This is a genomic window from Streptomyces sp. NPDC025833 (genome assembly GCF_055558055.1).
Genome location: NZ_JBVHNF010000014.1, coordinates 72,766 through 87,494, shown reverse-complemented (window position 1 = coordinate 87,494; position 14,729 = coordinate 72,766). Strand labels below are relative to the sequence as shown.

At 72.0% G+C, this 14,729-nt stretch carries 12 protein-coding genes; 4 read left to right on the top strand and 8 right to left on the bottom strand.

Annotated features, from left to right (window positions below):
- Window positions 1–935 (bottom strand): DUF4192 domain-containing protein (locus ACZ4K2_RS25040; protein WP_467769971.1); only part of this gene is annotated, 935 nt, incomplete at its 3' end.
- A gap of 141 nt (window positions 936–1,076) precedes the next feature.
- Between ACZ4K2_RS25040 and ACZ4K2_RS25035 the strand changes: the two genes are divergently transcribed.
- Both ACZ4K2_RS25035 and ACZ4K2_RS25030 read left to right on the top strand, forming a co-directional pair.
- Window positions 1,077–3,242 (top strand): RecQ family ATP-dependent DNA helicase, encoded by a 2,166-nt coding sequence (locus ACZ4K2_RS25035; RefSeq protein ID WP_467476026.1) that lies wholly within the window; start codon window positions 1,077–1,079, stop codon window positions 3,240–3,242.
- Window positions 3,243–3,536: 294 nt separating this feature from the next.
- The gene (locus ACZ4K2_RS25030) at window positions 3,537–4,157 is read left to right on the top strand and encodes a hypothetical protein (protein WP_467476027.1); all 621 of its coding nucleotides are present in this window, start codon (window positions 3,537–3,539) and stop codon (window positions 4,155–4,157) included.
- 424 nt (window positions 4,158–4,581) lie between these two features.
- Here the strand turns inward: ACZ4K2_RS25030 and ACZ4K2_RS25025 are convergent, their stop codons facing one another.
- The 5 genes from ACZ4K2_RS25025 to ACZ4K2_RS25005 all read right to left on the bottom strand — a co-directional run bounded on the left by ACZ4K2_RS25025 (window position 4,582) and on the right by ACZ4K2_RS25005 (window position 8,733).
- Window positions 4,582–5,211, bottom strand: coding sequence for a hypothetical protein (locus tag ACZ4K2_RS25025; RefSeq protein ID WP_467476028.1), 630 nt, complete (start codon window positions 5,209–5,211; stop codon window positions 4,582–4,584).
- A 68-nt stretch (window positions 5,212–5,279) separates the two neighbouring features.
- Entirely contained in the window at window positions 5,280–5,981 is a 702-nt protein-coding gene (locus ACZ4K2_RS25020) for a ribonuclease HII (protein ID WP_467476029.1), read from the bottom strand.
- Window positions 5,982–6,400: 419 nt separating this feature from the next.
- The gene (locus ACZ4K2_RS25015) at window positions 6,401–7,306 is read right to left on the bottom strand and encodes an ADP-ribosylglycohydrolase family protein (RefSeq protein WP_467476030.1); all 906 of its coding nucleotides are present in this window, start codon (window positions 7,304–7,306) and stop codon (window positions 6,401–6,403) included.
- Window positions 7,307–7,318: 12 nt separating this feature from the next.
- On the bottom strand, window positions 7,319–7,978 hold the full coding sequence (locus ACZ4K2_RS25010) for a histidine phosphatase family protein (RefSeq protein WP_467476031.1): 660 nt from the start codon (window positions 7,976–7,978) through the stop codon (window positions 7,319–7,321).
- Window positions 7,979–8,127: 149 nt separating this feature from the next.
- Complete coding sequence (locus ACZ4K2_RS25005) at window positions 8,128–8,733, bottom strand: YdbC family protein (protein ID WP_467476032.1); 606 nt, start codon at window positions 8,731–8,733, stop codon at window positions 8,128–8,130.
- A gap of 152 nt (window positions 8,734–8,885) precedes the next feature.
- Between ACZ4K2_RS25005 and ACZ4K2_RS25000 the strand changes: the two genes are divergently transcribed.
- The gene (locus tag ACZ4K2_RS25000; RefSeq protein ID WP_467476033.1) at window positions 8,886–9,419 is read left to right on the top strand and encodes a TerD family protein; all 534 of its coding nucleotides are present in this window, start codon (window positions 8,886–8,888) and stop codon (window positions 9,417–9,419) included.
- Between the two features lie 112 nt (window positions 9,420–9,531).
- Here the strand turns inward: ACZ4K2_RS25000 and ACZ4K2_RS24995 are convergent, their stop codons facing one another.
- The gene (locus ACZ4K2_RS24995) at window positions 9,532–12,426 is read right to left on the bottom strand and encodes a vitamin B12-dependent ribonucleotide reductase (RefSeq protein ID WP_467476034.1); all 2,895 of its coding nucleotides are present in this window, start codon (window positions 12,424–12,426) and stop codon (window positions 9,532–9,534) included.
- 166 nt (window positions 12,427–12,592) lie between these two features.
- Window positions 12,593–13,144 carry a transcriptional regulator NrdR gene (gene nrdR / locus ACZ4K2_RS24990; protein ID WP_467476035.1) on the bottom strand — a complete coding sequence of 184 codons (552 nt, stop codon included), beginning with the start codon at window positions 13,142–13,144 and terminating at the stop codon, window positions 12,593–12,595.
- A gap of 563 nt (window positions 13,145–13,707) precedes the next feature.
- Here nrdR and lexA point away from each other — a divergent pair.
- A complete protein-coding gene (lexA, locus tag ACZ4K2_RS24985; RefSeq protein WP_030750750.1) occupies window positions 13,708–14,487 on the top strand; it encodes a transcriptional repressor LexA in 780 nt (259 codons plus the stop codon).
- The last annotated feature ends 242 nt before the right edge of the window (window positions 14,488–14,729 follow it).

Genomic DNA, 14,729 nt, shown 5'->3' with positions numbered 1-14,729 from the left:
GGGCCGGCGCCCCCCGCCCCCCCATCCCGGGGGGGGGGGCCGTGGGGGGGGGTGTTCGGTGGCTGCCGCCACTTCGGGGGGCCCCCCCCCCCGGGGGGCCCCCCCCCCCGGGCGGCCCCCACGTCCGCCGGATGGGTGCCGGAGACCGGTGCCGCCGCGGCGAAGCGGCGGATGACGCGCTCGGCGAGTCCGAGGGTCTCCTCGGCCACCTTCTCGCGGGCCGTCTCGTCGAGGATGCGGGGCACCAGGTTCATGCCGGCCGCGTCGAGGGCGATCTCCTGCTCCAGGGCCGCGGTGGTCTCCCAGGGCTGCAGCCTGGCGTGCAGCTCCCGCAGGGTGCCGCGCACCTGGATGCCCGCGTAGGTGGCGGCCGCGGCGAGCACGGAGGTGCCGGGCAGGCCCATCGGTGAGCCGTCCTCGGGGCAGCAGTCCTCGGCGGGGCAGCAGTACGACCAGTAGCGGCCGTCCGAGATGCACAGGGCCTCGATGACGGGCACGTCGAGGCTGCCGCACTCGGTGCGCATCAGGTGGGCCAGCCCTTCCAGCCGTCGTTTGACCTCCCGGCCGGTCTCCCCGGGACCGGGCTCCTGGCAGACGTAGGCCACCATCCGCTCGGGAGGGGTGCCGCGCCGTCGGCTGCCGGTGACCAGGCCGCGGGCCAGTTGCCGGGCGGCCGCCTCCCAGTCGTCCCTGCTCGCGGGGATGCCGAGCCGGGCCCGCCCGCCGAACCGGCCGCGGCCGCCGCGGTCGTGCAGCGCCACGAGCACCATGCTGTCCTCCGGGCGGTAGCCGAGGAGGTAGGGCAGGGCGTCGGCCAGTTCGGCCGGGGTGCGCAGGGTGACCTGCGCCGTGTGCTCGGCCGGTCCGCCCGGCGGGGTACGTCCCGGAATGTCGTTGCTTTCGAAGGGTCCGGTGGGTTCGCCGTGATTCGTCATGCGCCGACGATCTCGCGGATCGCACGATTCCGGTTGAGCCTGTGGATAAGTCGAGTCAGGGACACGACACCTTGTCACGGTTGTCCACAGTCGAGGGCCGGGGCCGCCCGGTTGTCGGTCCCGTCCTGTTGTATGGAACGCATGGAGCACACGAGCAACGCGGATCTCCGGGCCCGGGCCGACACCGTCCTCGCCCGGCTCGTCGGGGACGACACCGGCACCGCCCGGCTGCGGGAGGACCAGTGGCGGGCGATCGAGGCGCTGGTCGCCGACCGGCGCCGGGCCCTGGTGGTCCAGCGCACGGGCTGGGGCAAGTCCGCGGTGTACTTCGTGGCGACCTCGCTGCTCAGAGCCGGCGGGAGCGGGCCGACGGTGATCGTCTCGCCGCTGCTCGCGCTCATGCGCAACCAGGTGGAGGCCGCACGGCGGGCCGGCATCCACGCCCGGACGATCAACTCCGCCAACACCGAGGAGTGGGAGGAGGTGCAGGCCGAGATCGCGGCGGGCGACGTCGACGTGCTGCTCGTCTCGCCGGAGCGGCTGAACAACCCCGACTTCCGTGACCAGGTCCTGCCCAAGCTGTCGGCGGCCACCGGCCTGCTGGTCGTGGACGAGGCCCACTGCATCTCGGACTGGGGCCACGACTTCCGGCCCGACTACCGGCGGCTGCGCACCATGCTCGGTGACCTCCCGCCCGGCGTCCCCGTGCTGGCCACCACCGCCACGGCCAACGCCCGGGTGACCGCCGACGTCGCGGAGCAGCTCGGCACGGGGGGCGCGTCCGACGCGCTGGTGCTGCGCGGGCCACTGGACCGCGAGAGCCTCAGCCTCGGGGTGCTGCGCCTGCCGGACGCCGCCCACCGGATGGCCTGGCTCGCCGACCACCTCGACGACCTGCCGGGCTCCGGCATCATCTACACGCTCACCGTCGCCGCCGCGGAGGAGGTCACCGCCTTCCTGCGGCAGCGGGGGCACGCCGTCGCCTCGTACACGGGCAAGACGGAGAACGCCGACCGCCAGCAGGCGGAGGACGACCTGCTCGCCAACCGCGTCAAGGCTCTGGTCGCGACCTCCGCGCTCGGCATGGGCTTCGACAAACCGGATCTGGGGTTCGTGGTCCACCTCGGCTCGCCCTCCTCCCCCATCGCCTACTACCAGCAGGTCGGCAGGGCAGGCCGCGGCGTCGCACACGCCGAGGTGCTGCTGCTGCCCGGCAAGGAGGACGAGGCGATCTGGGAGTACTTCGCCTCGCTGGCCTTCCCCTCCGAGGAACTGGTCCGCCGCACGCTCGACGTGCTCGCGCGGGCGGACCGGCCGCTGTCCCTGCCCGCCCTGGAACCGCTGGTGGAGCTGCGCCGTTCCCGGCTGGAGACGATGCTCAAGGTCCTCGACGTGGACGGAGCGGTGCACCGGGTCAAGGGCGGCTGGACCGCCACCGGACAGCCGTGGTCGTACGACGTCGAGCGCTACGCGTGGGTGGCCCGGCAGCGCGCGGCCGAACAGCAGGCGATGCGCGAGTACGCGGCCACCGGCGAGTGCCGGATGGAGTTCCTGCAGCGCCAGCTGGACGACGAGGGCGCCAAACCCTGCGGCCGCTGCGACAACTGCTCGGGAGCGCGCTTCACCGCCGGTCTGTCCACGGCGGCCCTGGACGCCGCGCGCAGCGACCTGGGCCGGGCCGGGGTCGAGGTGGAGCCGCGCCGCATGTGGCCGACCGGGCTCCCGGCCATCGGCATAGACCTCAAGGGGCGCATCCCGGCCGGAGAACTGGCCCTGCCCGGACGGGCCCTGGGACGGCTCTCGGACATCGGCTGGGGCAACCGGCTGCGGCCGCTGCTCGCCCCGCAGACGCCGGACGGCGACGTGCCGGACGACGTGGCGCGAGCCGTGGTCGACGTCCTGGCCGACTGGGCCCGGGGCCCCGGCGGCTGGGCGACCGGGGCGCCGGACGCCCCCGGCCGGCCGGCGGGCGTGGTCACCGTCGCCTCGCACAGCCGGCCGCGGCTGATCGGCTCCCTGGGCGCCCGGATCGCCGAGATCGGCAGGCTTCCCCTGCTCGGTTCGGTGGAATACGCGGGGGAGGCGCCCCGATCGCCGCGCAGCAACAGCGCGCAGCGGCTGAAGGCGCTCGACGGCGCGCTGTCGGTGCCGCCCGCTCTGGCATCGGCACTCGCCGGGGCGGACGGTCCCGTGCTGCTGGTCGACGACTTCACGGAGACCGGCTGGACCCTGGCCGTCGCGGCACGGCTGCTCCGGAGATCCGGCGCGCGTGGCGTGCTGCCCCTGGTCCTCGCCGTCCAGGGCTGAGGCGGCGTTGTCGCTGGTCCCGGCCCTCCCGGGGCGGCCGGCCCGGTGACCCGCCGGGCCGGGGGCCGACCCCTCAGGCGTCATCGGCCGACCTCTGGGTAGGGATATAAGCGACGGACCGCCAGATAACCGCCGGTGGCCCCAATTGCTCGTTGCCGCATCCAAGTTCGACAGGAAGAATTGAGGTCCGCCACCCGCACGACTCGTCCGTTCACCGGTCGGGGCCCGCTGCGGTGCGCGCTCCCCCGAATCCGACCCCGCCCGCAGTGTGGGCGCGTAGCCGAAGGGAGGAACGTGACCTTCGGATTCGCATCGTCCTCGGCGGCCTCGTTGTCGACACCCGCGTCCGCCGCCTCCGCCAGTCGCCTGCTCGAGCCCGCGGAGTGGGCCGCCGCCGGTATCCCACTGCTGCGCAATCCCCGCGAGATAGTCAGCGGGCTGCACGCCCGCCACCACCCGAAACCGCTCACGGCGGTCGTGGCCGTCCTCGACCCGGACGAGCGGCTGCGGGCGAGCGCCTCGTTCACGCGCCGTTCGGCTCCGGCCGACGGCTGGATGTTCCGCAACGCACTGCTGGACCAGCTGCGCAGGGTGATCCCGCACGACCTTCGCCGCCGTACCCCCGTGCGCACGGCCGTCCTGCTCTACTGCCGCGGCGGCGAGGGGCGTTGGACCGAGGAGGACGGCGCCTGGATGTGGGGGCTGCGCGATGCCTGCACGCTGCACGGGCTGCGCTGCGGGGCGTACATCACGCTGACGGAGGAGGGCTGGCAGGTGCTCGGCGAGGGGCGTGGCGGCCGTCGGCCCAACGCGCACTCGGCGCCCGAGCCCTTCGCCACGTCGGAGGCTCCACCGCTCGTACCGCGCAGCGGCGGCCCGGTCTCCGAGGTACTGCGCCGGGCCGCGGCTCGCTGAACGCGCCGCGACGGTACGAGGTCGCGAGCGGCACGACGTCCTGTGCCGGCCGTCCCACAGCGCCGACGGCTCCCCGGTGTCCGGGCCGGGCCGGCGGGTCAGCAGGGGCGATCAGCGCGGGCGGTTCCTCCTGCCGGGGCCGGCGGGTTCACCGAGCGCGGTCCCTGGGGTTCCCGGGCACGGTCGCCCACTCGTCCATGGCCGTGTCGGCATGGCGCGACCGTCCGCTCCGGTGCCCGGCACCGCGTTGCCACGACCGGACCGGCCGTGCGTCCGCCATGCGCACTCCTTCGTACCTCCGGGAGTGCGACCCCGTCGTCGTCGTTGCCGTACCCCTGGTCCGGGCACGCCGAGGTCCGCACCGTGCGGGTTCCGCGGGAGCGGAACCTACGGCACCCCGGTGTCCCGGGGTGCCGGACGCGGTTCAGACGCCGGCGCCCAGCACCGAGTTGATCTGCTGCGGGTCGCCGCAGACGATCAGCAGTGCGCCGGCACGGGAGTGCGCCAGCGAGAGGGCGGTGGCAGCGGTGGCGACGGAGCCTCCGTTGACGGCCACGACGATCACCGGGCGGGACGCGGCACGATCGGCGACGGCGGCGTCCGCGTAGAAGACGTCGTCACCGGCATCGTGCTGCGCCCAGTAGGACGCTTCACCGAAGGACAACTCGTGTTCGGCCCACGGGTGCTGGGCACCCGTGGTGAGCACGAGTACGTCGCCGGGGGTGCGGCCCGCTTCGATGAGCAGGTCCACCGCCTCTTCGGCGGCGTCGAGCGCACCCTCGGCCGAAGCCGGGACCAACTGGATCTGGGGACCCGCCGTTGCGGCGGGAGCGGCCGGGCCGGAGGGGCCGGGCATGGCCGGGGCCACGTCACGCGCTGTGCGCTGCGCCGGCGGCGCGGGCCGCGAAGGGCCTGGACGACCGGGGCGGGGCGGGGCGGCGGGACGGGGACCGGGTACGGGGCGAGGGGTCGGCGCGGTACGGCCACTGGCCGGGCTGACGCGGGGACCCTGGGCACTCTCGTGAATCTGAGGCTCCTCGGGAATGAGAGGCATGAGCTGATTTTTATCAAACGTTGGTGCGACGCGGATGACCGGGTGGCACATCAGTGCGAGCGGAACCGTCAGAAATCGAAGCCGAGCTGACCCTCGATGTCCGGAACACTTCCGTCCGCCCAGCCGCGGACCTTCTTGAGGTGCCGCCACTGAGGCAACGCATCAAGATACGCCCACGACAAACGGTGGTGCGGGGTGGGCCCCCACTCCTCGAGTGCGGCCTTGTGCACGGGTGCCGGATACCCGGCGTTGTCCGCAAATCCGAAGTCTGCATGGTCGACACCCAGTTCGGCCATCATTTTGTCGCGCTGGACCTTGGCTATCACCGACGCCGCCGCGACCGCCACGCACGATTGATCGCCCTTGATCACCGTGCGTACCTTCCAGGGGGCGCCGAGGTAATCGTGCTTCCCGTCGAGGATCACGGCGTCGGGGCGGACCGGCAGGACGTCCAGGGCACGGACCGCGGCGAGCCGCAGGGCGGCCGTCATCCCCAGTCGGTCGATCTCCTCGGGGGAAGCATGCCCCAGCGCGTAGGCCGTCACCCATGACCGCAGGGTCTCGGCGAGTTCCGTACGGCGCTTGACCGTCAGCAGCTTGGAGTCGGTCAGCCCCTCGGGCGGGCGGCGCAGTCCGGTGATCGCGGCGCAGACCGTGACGGGCCCGGCCCAGGCGCCGCGCCCCACCTCGTCGACACCGGCGACGACCTTTGCTCCGGTCGTGGCGCGCAGGGAGCGCTCGACGGTGTGGGTAGGAGGTTCGTACGGCATGGCGCCCATAGCGTACGCCGCCGGGATCGGCGGGCGACACCCCGGTCGCCCTACCGGCAGTACGGGGGCCGGGGCGGCGGGTCGGCCGCCTCGGGGACGCGGTGGCGGCGGCGCCAGCGGGTCGGCCGGCGCCGCGGGAGCCCGGTCGCCGCGTTCACTTGCGCACACCTTCGCCGGGGACGGCTTTACGGCCGGGAGGGCACCGGCGACGCACCCGCCGACCGCGCCCGAAGACGCTCCCCACCGCCCGGTTGCGGGCCTGATGACGCACGAGGCGGCGCGACAGCCGACCCCGCACCCTCCGCCACAACCGCTCTCTCGGAGCGCGCCGCTTCCATGTGGTCGCATTCGTGAATCACCGCCTGCGGTGGGCCACCGGGTCGTGAGCGCGGTATGTGCGGCCGGGGAGGGTGGAACCGTCAGAGCGCCGTGGGCACCCAGCCCGGCAGTGCCTCGGTGCGCCGCGCCCACTCGGCCGGCGGCGTCCCCGCCTTGCCCGCGGCGAGCACACCGCCCACGATCGCGCAGGTCGTGTCCACATCCCCGCCGACCTGGGCCGTGGTCCAGAACGCCGAGGTGTAGTCGCCGAGGGCCCGCGCGGCCGACCACAGGGCGAAGGGGACGGTGTCGTGGGCGGTCGTCCGGCGCCCGCAGCCGAGAACGGCGGCGACGGTCGCCGCGTCACCGTAGTCGAGCATGTCCCTGGCACGGCGGAGGCCCTGGCCGACCGCGCTCTTCGGGACGAGCGCGATGACGCCGTCCAGGAGTGCCTCGGGGGCGGGCGGTCCGGTCGGGGAGCCGGCCAGTGCCGCCGCCGCGGCCACGGCCATGGCTCCGACCACGGCCTCGCGGTGCTGGTGCGTGGGGTAGGCCGAGATCTCGGCCTGGTGGGTGGCCTGCTCGGGATCGTCCGCGTACCAGGCGCCCAGGGGGGCGATCCGCATCGCGGCGCCGTTGCCCCAGGACCCCTGGCCGTTGAAGAGCCCGGCGGCCAGCCGGCGCCAGTCCTCGCCCTCCCGGACCAGGCGCAGCAGCCGGTTGACGGCGGGGCCGTAGCCGCGGTCGAAGTCGTGGTGCTCGGCGAAGGAGAGGGCCAGCGCGTCCTGGTCGACGCGGTGGTGGGCGGCGAGCACGGCCACGACGGAGCAGGCCATCTCCGTGTCGTCCGTCCATTGCCACGGGCCTTCGGGCAGCTCGCGGCGCTTCAGCAGGGGATGGTTCGCGGGAACGAAGAACTGGGAGCCCAGCGCGTCTCCCACGGCCAGGCCGCGCAGGCTGGCCAGGGCACGCTCCAGGCGCCCGGGGCAAGAGGAGTCAGCGGTCATCGCTCTGCCACTCTATCCGTTCACCCAGTAAGGAGCCGGTTTCCGCCAGCGCTCGAAGGGCCGGTCGAGTGTGTACCTGCCGTCCTCACCCAGGACGAGCATCCGCGTCTCGGCGTTCCCCGGGTTGGAGAGGGACTCGAATTCCGCGACGGTCCAGTGGAACCAGCGCATGCAGAACAGCCGCATCGCGAGCCCGTGGGTCACCAGCAGGACGTTCGGGGGGTGGTCGGGGGCCTCGAAGCTGCGGAAGAGGCTCTCCAGGAAGCCGCCGACCCGGTCGTACACGTCGGCGCCGGACTCGCCCTGCGGGAACCGGAAGAAGAAGTGCCCGTACGCGTCGCGGTAGGTCTTCTGCAGGCGCACGTCGTCACGGTCCTGCCAGTTGCCCCAGTCCTGCTCGCGCAGCCGGGGCTCTTCGCGGACGCGTATGAGGCCGGGGTCGAGGTGGAGGGCGTCGAGTGTCTCGTGGGTGCGGCGGTACGGCGAGACGTACACGCTCACCCGCTCCCGGCCGAACAGCTCGCGGAGCTCTTCGCCGGTCTCCTCCACCTGCCGCCGGCCCCGCTCCGTGAGCGCGAGGGCGTGATCGGGTTCGCGCTCGTACACGGAGTCGTCGACGTTCCCCATGGACTCGCCGTGCCGGACGAGGACGATGCGCCGTGGTCGTGCCATGCCGAAACCCTAGAGCGAACCGAGCGGGATCGAGCAGCCGGGCGGGCCGCATACGGCGTAGGTCACACGGAACCCGCACGCGGGTCCCCCTCCGGGGAGGTCGCGCGGGCGCGCGCGTCGGCGCGTCCGCCCGGCCGGACGGGCTGCCCTCAGACCGTCCAGGACGGCTCCAGTTCCACGATGTCGCCGGAGAGCGCCGCTATGTCCGCCTCGGTCTGGGCGCGCAGCGCGAGGCGCTCCACCCGTTCCGTGCGGTACTTGCCGTGCTCGGCCGCGGACCGCCACATCGACAGGATCAGGAACTCCTGCTCGGGCGCCTCGGCGAACATGCCGCGGATCATGCCGGGCGAGCCGGCCATCGCGGGGTTCCAGACCTTCTCCTGCATGAGCGTGAAGTGCTCGACCCGCTCCTCGTGGACCCGGCACAGGGCCACGCGGACCAGATCGGCGTCCGTGAAGCGCGGCTCGAAGCCGGTCTTCACGTCGAAGCGATACTCGAACAGCTTGACCTGGGCGTCCTTGAACGTGCCGGACTGCGCCGCGGCGAGGCGGTCGTGGGAACGGGCCATGAAGGAGTCGTAGAAGGCCCGGCTCTCCCAGAAGGCGAAGAGGTGGGCGGTGCCCGGTCGCCGGCGGCTCCAGCCGCCGCCCTGCCCCCGGAAGCCCGGCTCACCCGGAAGCCCCGCCCATTTCCGCTGCCCCCTCTCGAAACCCCGGCGGTCCACGACGGTGCAGCGAATCCACTTGACCAGCACCGCGCCATCGTAAGGCCACCGGGCGTGGCGTCGGTCACCCTCCGGCGGACATCGCCCGCGCGCACGCCCCCGTGCGCATGGCACGATGGGCAAGAAACCCCGGCTCCTGGGGAGTTGGGGACGAACAAGCCGCAGGGGGAAGGGGAAGCCCGGTGACCGGCTTCAGCAAGGGAATCCGCAAGGTCGAGGTCTCGCTCAAGTGGGACCCCAGTCCGGCGAATCAGGCGCCGACCGATCTCGACATCGTCGCAGCGACCTTCGTCTCGGAGGACGCGTACGGAACTCCGGCCTATCTGGTGCACTTCGACAGCCGCTCGCCGGACGGCACGATCCTGCTCAACCGCGACAGCACGGACGGCAAGGGCTTCGGCTGGGACGAGGTCATGACGCTCGAACTGGAGCGCCTGCACGACCGCTACGCGCGCGTGGTGGTGGGGATCGTGATCCAGCAGCAGACCGGGCCCAGGACGTTCGCCGGTGTGCTGAACCCCGCCATGCGCATCCGCGAGGGGTACACGGTGCTCTCGGAGGACGACTTCGGTGCGGTGCCCGGGGCGACCGCCGCGACCATCGCCGAGTTCGTCCGGGACGACTCGGGTGCGTGGATGTTCCGTCCCGGCGTCCACGGCTTCGACGCGGACCCGGCGTCCTTCACCCAGGAGATGGGCCGGGCGCGCCGGGCCTGACACCTCCGGTCCGCGGCCCTGCCCCCGGCCGCGGAGCGGGTCGTCCCGCGACCGGACCGGCAGGGGGCGCCGGCACAGAGCCGGCGCCCCCTGCTTCGGGAACGGCGTGTGATCAGCTGCAGCCGCTGGTCGAGCCGCAGCCCTCGCAGATGTAGCAGGAACCGGCACGCTGCATCTTGGTACCGCAGGAGAAGCACAGCGGGGCGTCGGCCTGGATGCCCAGCTGCATCTCCACCAGCTCCGCGTTGGTGTGGGCCTGCTGCGGGGCGGGCGCGCTCGCGCCGGTGTCCGCCTTGGGCGTGGCCACGGCCTTCAGCTCCTGGGCGCGCGGCGCCGACTGGGCCAGGCCCTCGACGTCGACCTCGTCCTCGGCCGGCTCGTAGGAACCGGTCTCCAGGTGGCGCTGGCGCTCCTCGGCGGAGTGGATGCCGAGCGCCGAACGGGTCTCGAAGGGCAGGAAGTCCAGCGCCAGGCGGCGGAAGATGTAGTCGACGATCGACTGCGCCATCCGCACGTCCGGGTCGTCCGTCATACCGGCCGGCTCGAAGCGCATGTTGGTGAACTTGGAGACGTAGGTCTCCAGCGGCACGCCGTACTGCAGACCGACGGAGACGGCGATGGAGAAGGCGTCCATCATGCCGGCGAGGGTCGAGCCCTGCTTGGACATCTTCAGGAAGACCTCGCCGAGACCGTCGTCCGGGTAGGAGTTGGCGGTCATGTAGCCCTCGGCGCCGCCGACCGTGAACGAGGTGGTGATCCCCGGGCGGCCCTTGGGCAGGCGCTTGCGGACCGGGCGGTACTCGATGACCTTCTCGACCGTCTCGCGGATGGCCGCCTCGGTCTTCTCGGTTACCTCGGCCTTCTCCTCCTCCTTCTTCTTGGCGGAGAGGGGCTGGCCGACCTTGCAGTTGTCGCGGTAGATCGCGAGCGCCTTGACGCCCAGCTTCCACGCCTTGAAGTAGATCTCCTCGACCTCCTCGACGGTCGCCGTCTCCGGCATGTTGACCGTCTTGGAGATGGCGCCGGAGATCCACGGCTGGATCGCGGCCATCATGCGGACGTGGCCCATCGGGGAGATGGCGCGCTCGCCCATGGCGCAGTCGAACACCTCGTAGTGCTCGGTCTTGAGGCCGGGGGCGTCGATCACATTGCCGTGCTCGGCGATGTGGGCGACGATCGCCTCGATCTGCTCCTCCTGGTAGCCCAGGCGGCGCAGTGCCTGCGGGACGGTGCCGTTGACGATCTGCATCGAGCCGCCGCCGACCAGCTTCTTGAACTTCACCAGCGCGAGGTCGGGCTCGACACCGGTGGTGTCGCAGGACATCGCGAGGCCGATGGTGCCGGTGGGCGCGAGGACGGACGCCTGGGCGTTACGGAAACCGTTCTTCTCACCGAGGCGCAGGACGTCCTGCCAGGCCTCCGTGGCGGCGGCCCACACCGGGGTGTCCAGGTCGTCCATGCGGACGGCCGTGCCGTTGGCGTCGGCGTGCTGCTTCATGACGCGGTTGTGGCCGTCGGCGTTGCGGGCGTAGCCGTCGTAGGTGCCGACGACCGCGGCCAGCTCGGCGGAGCGGCGGTAGGCCGTGCCCGTCATCAGGGAGGTGATGCCACCCGCGAGGGCGCGGCCGCCGTCGGAGTCGTAGGCGTGGCCGGTGGCCATCAGCAGGGCGCCGAGGTTGGCGTAGCCGATGCCGAGCTGGCGGAACGCGCGCGTGTTCTCGCCGATCTTCTGCGTCGGGAAGTCCGCGAAGCAGATCGAGATGTCCATCGCGGTGATGACCAGCTCGACGACCTTCTGGAAACGCTCGGTCTCGAAGGACTGGTTGCCCTTGGCGTCGTCCTTCAGGAACTTCATCAGGTTCAGCGAGGCCAGGTTGCAGGACGTGTTGTCCAGGTGCATGTACTCGCTGCACGGGTTCGACGCGGTGATCCGGCCGGACTCGGGGCAGGTGTGCCAGTTGTTGATGGTGTCGTCGTACTGGATGCCCGGGTCGGCGCAGGCCCAGGCGGCCTCGGCGATCTTGCGGAAGAGCGCCTTGGCGTCGACCTCCTCGATGACCTCACCGGTCATGCGGGCGCGCAGGCCGAACTTGCCGCCGTCCTCGACCGCCGTCATGAACTCGTCGTTCACGCGGACCGAGTTGTTGGCGTTCTGGTACTGGACGGACGTGATGTCGTCGCCGCCCAGGTCCATGTCGAAGCCCGCGTCGCGCAGGACGCGGATCTTCTCCTCCTCGCTGACCTTCGTCTGGATGAAGTCCTCGATGTCGGGGTGGTCGACGTCGAGCACGACCATCTTCGCGGCCCGGCGGGTGGCGCCGCCGGACTTGATGGTGCCGGCGGAGGCGTCGGCGCCGCGCATGAAGGAGACCGGACCTGAGGCGTTGCCGCCGGAGGAGAGCAGCTCCTTGGAGGAGCGGATGCGGGAGAGGTTCAGGCCGGCACCGGAGCCGCCCTTGAAGATCATGCCCTCTTCCTTGTACCAGTCGAGGATCGACTCCATGGAGTCGTCGACGGACAGGATGAAGCAGGCGGAGACCTGCTGGGGCTGCGGGGTGCCGACGTTGAACCAGACCGGGCTGTTGAAGCTGAAGATCTGGTGCAGGAGGGCGTAAGCCAGCTCGTGCTCGAAGATCTCGGCGTCGGCGGGCGAGGCGAAGTACTTGTAGTCCTCACCGGCCTTCCGGTACGTCTTCACGATGCGGTCGATCAGCTGCCTGAGGCTGACCTCGCGCTGCGGGGTGCCGACGGCACCGCGGAAGTACTTGCTGGTGACGATGTTGACCGCGTTCACCGACCAGAAGTCGGGGAACTCGACGCCACGCTGCTCGAAGTTGACCGAGCCGTCGCGCCAGTTGGTCATGACGACGTCACGGCGCTCCCAGGCAACCTCGTCGTACGGGTGTACTCCGGGGGTGGTGTGGATGCGCTCGATACGCAGGCCCTTGCCGGTCTTGGCGCCCTTGACGCGTGAACCTCGTGCCGGACCGCTCGCCGTCTCTGTCATGCCGCCTCCCTGTACGGGCATTAATGCCCTGAAGTGCCCATTTGTTCCCATGGGCACGTGTTTTTGTCATGCGTCGCGGGCACCCTCGTCCGTCACCCGCGACAGGTCTGAATTGGCCGCCGTCCGGCCGGAGCCCGGGTTCTCCTCCCGGTTTCCGGCCCGCCGGTCAGTCGGCGGCGGGGGCGGGCACGGGGACCTGCGCGGTCCCGCCACGCCCGTGTTCGTCCTGCCGGCTCCCCGCTCCCGCGTCCTCCTCGTCCGCGGCGGGGATCCGCGTCGCCTCCCTCAGCTCCGCGATCGCGGCCTCGAAGTCCTCGAGCGAGTCGAACGCCCGGTAGACGGAGGCGAACCGCAGATAGGCGACGAGGTCGAGCTCCTGCAACGGGCCGAGTATGGCCAGGCCCACGTCGTGGGTGGTCAGCTCGGCGCTTCCGGTGGCACGCACCGCCTCCTCGACCCGCTGGCCGAGCTGGGCGAGCGCGTCCTCGGTGACCGGCCGCCCCTGGCACGCCTTGCGCACGCCGTTGATGACCTTGGCACGGCTGAACGGCTCGGTGACCCCGGACCGCTTCACCACCATGAGCGAGCACGTCTCCACGGTCGTGAAACGACGGGAGCAGTCAGGGCACTGGCGGCGCCTGCGGATGGCCGTGCCGTCGTCGGTCGTACGGCTGTCGACCACGCGGCTGTCGGGGTGCCTGCAGAAGGGGCAGTGCATGGTTCTCCAACCCTCCTCACAGCAGACTCGTCAGCCCCACCAGACACATGGGCCTCGCGAAGCAGCCCTAAGCATAGGCGATCGAAGAGCCGTCCCCGACCGGGGGGACCACAACTTGTGGGCCGCTGTAGCCATCCAACCACTACATGTGGGGATTGGCTCATACTTCGAGGCAGACACGCGTGTCGTACGGATACGGGGGTACCGGACGCTTTTGGCGGCCGGCGCGGACACGCGGGCGCCGGGCGGTGCCACCGCGGCGCCCGGGGGGATACGGTGGGCGCCACACGGAGGAAGCGTGGCATTGCCGCACGGAAGGGGCCCCGGACCCCGGACCGCGGGATTCCGGATGGCAGACTGGGGGCGCGGCCCACGAGGCGGCAACCCCGGCGGTGAAGCGTACAACAATGGGCGCTTTTGTCCGTCAAGTGTCACGTGAGCCATACACCCAGACACATGATCGCGTCAGGCAAAACGCACTTTTTCACTCGAACGTGTGTTTGGCGCAACCTTTCGAAAGCAACTACCGTTGTGCAGCAGGGAGACCATCGAGAGGGGCCGCCGTGACCACGACCGCAGACAGTGCCACCATCACCGCCCAGGACCGCTCCCAGGGCCGAGTCGAGCCGGTACACGCGATGAACGAAGCCACGAATCCCGAGGGGCACAAGCGCTCCCTGCCTGGACGACCTCCAGGCATCCGGGCCGACAGCTCCGGGCTGACCGACCGGCAGCGCCGGGTGATCGAGGTCATCAGGGATTCCGTGCAGCGGCGCGGTTACCCGCCGTCCATGCGGGAGATCGGCCAGGCGGTCGGCCTGTCCAGCACGTCGTCCGTCGCCCACCAGCTGATGGCACTGGAGCGCAAGGGCTTCCTGCGCCGCGACCCCCACCGCCCGCGCGCCTACGAGGTACGCGGCTCGGACCAGGCCGTCACCGTGCAGCCCACGGACACCGCCGGCAAGCCCGCCGCGTCGTACGTCCCCCTGGTCGGCCGGATCGCCGCCGGTGGCCCGATCCTCGCCGAGGAGTCCGTCGAGGACGTCTTCCCCCTCCCCCGCCAGCTCGTCGGCGACGGCGAACTGTTCGTCCTGAAGGTCGTCGGCGACTCGATGATCGAGGCCGCGATCTGTGACGGCGACTGGGTCACCGTGCGCCGCCAGCCGGTCGCGGAGAACGGCGACATCGTGGCCGCCATGCTCGACGGCGAGGCCACCGTCAAGCGCTTCAAGCGCGAGGACGGCCACGTCTGGCTCCTCCCCCACAACGCGGCCTACGAGCCGATCCCCGGCGACGACGCGACCATCCTCGGCAAGGTCGTCGCCGTGCTGCGCCGCGTGTGACCGCCGCGGCGGGCGAGTTCGGTGGACTCGCTCCCTGACCGGGCCCCGGAACCTCTGCGCCGGTTCCGGGGTCCTGCACGTTCCCCGGGTGCCCGCGCGACCGGCACCCCGCCGTGGGGGGCGCCCCGGCGCCGGGGGGGGCCCCCCCCCCCCCCCCCCCCCCCCCCCCCCCCCCCCCCCCCCCCCCCCCCGCGGGGGGGGCGGGGGGGGCCCCCCCCCCGCGGGCCCCCCCCCCCCCCCCC

Bases quoted from the DNA above. Each gene is read 5' to 3' on its own strand.
- ACZ4K2_RS25035 (WP_467476026.1), top strand. From the start codon at position 1,077: ATGGAGCACACGAGCAACGCGGATCTCCGGGCCCGGGCCGACACCGTC.
- ACZ4K2_RS25025 (WP_467476028.1), bottom strand. From the start codon at position 5,211: ATGCCTCTCATTCCCGAGGAGCCTCAGATTCACGAGAGTGCCCAGGGT.
- ACZ4K2_RS25020 (WP_467476029.1), bottom strand. From the start codon at position 5,981: ATGCCGTACGAACCTCCTACCCACACCGTCGAGCGCTCCCTGCGCGCC.
- ACZ4K2_RS25015 (WP_467476030.1), bottom strand. From the start codon at position 7,306: ATGACCGCTGACTCCTCTTGCCCCGGGCGCCTGGAGCGTGCCCTGGCC.
- ACZ4K2_RS25010 (WP_467476031.1), bottom strand. From the start codon at position 7,978: ATGGCACGACCACGGCGCATCGTCCTCGTCCGGCACGGCGAGTCCATG.
- ACZ4K2_RS24995 (WP_467476034.1), bottom strand. From the start codon at position 12,426: ATGACAGAGACGGCGAGCGGTCCGGCACGAGGTTCACGCGTCAAGGGC.
- nrdR (WP_467476035.1), bottom strand. From the start codon at position 13,144: ATGCACTGCCCCTTCTGCAGGCACCCCGACAGCCGCGTGGTCGACAGC.